General features: G+C 62.2%; 1 protein-coding gene. It reads left to right on the forward strand.

Annotation, left to right across the window (positions count from 1 at the left end; translation table 11 throughout):
* Window positions 1-175: 175 nt before the first annotated feature.
* The coding region (locus tag ABT116_RS49855) for an APC family permease (RefSeq protein WP_351648376.1) at window positions 176-1057 on the forward strand (882 nt) is incomplete at its 3' end.

The raw sequence follows: 1057 nt of genomic DNA on the forward strand, positions 1-1057 counted from the left end.
ACCTCGAGCCGGACCTCGATCGTCTCAGCGCGGATCGACCTGGTTCCGACCGCCCTGAGACAGATCTACAGGCTCCCGACAAACCCTGAACAAAGCCGCGCCTGCGGGCTTAGGCTGATGCCATCTCTCTACTTGCCCATGGTGGGACCTGCTGGTCCCCAGCAAGGAGGCGGCAATGGCTGTCAAGGACGAGCAGGCCGGATCCGGCCGGTCGAAGCTGTTTCGAACCAAATCGATCGAGCAGTCCATCAAGGACACCGACGAGCCGGAAACCAAACTCCGGAAAGAACTGAACTCGTGGGATCTCACGGTGTTCGGTGTCGCAGTCGTCATCGGTGCGGGCATCTTCACACTCACGGCTCGGACGGCGGGAAATGTCGCCGGGCCGTCGGTTTCCCTGGCGTTTGTCATTGCCGCCATCGCCTGCGGACTGGCAGCGCTGTGTTACGCCGAGTTCGCGTCGACGGTCCCGGTCGCCGGTAGCGCATACACGTTCTCGTACGCGACGTTCGGAGAATTCGTTGCCTGGATCATCGGCTGGGATCTCATCCTCGAATTCGCCTTGGCGTCTTCGGTGGTGGCAAAAGGCTGGTCGCTGTACCTCGGAGAAGTGATGGGCTCACGCAGCCCGATCGTCGAGTTGGGGCCGATCTCGTTCGATTGGGGTGCGGTGCTGGTGATCGCTGTCATCACGATCCTGCTCGCGACCGGTACGAAACTCTCGTCGAGGGTGTCACTGGTGATCACGGCGATCAAGGTGGCGGTGGTGTTGCTGGTGATCATCGTCGGTCTGTTCTACATCGACACCGACAACTATTCGCCGTACATTCCGCCGTCTCAACCGGGTCGCCTACGCCGTCCTCGGCGTCTCGTTCATCCTCGAAGGCATCTCGTTCCGGCAGGCGTACAAACAACTCCGAAACGAAGCGTCCGCCGTGAACCGCGACGTCATGACCCAGGCACTCAACACATCCGACCCGACGACTCGGGCCGTGTTCGCCGGCGGCCCAGGACATCGACCGCGACGCCCTCTACGAGAACGAGGGCGGCCCCGCCC

This window comes from Streptomyces sp. NPDC002130 (assembly GCF_040296465.1).
GTDB lineage: Bacteria > Actinomycetota > Actinomycetes > Streptomycetales > Streptomycetaceae > Streptomyces.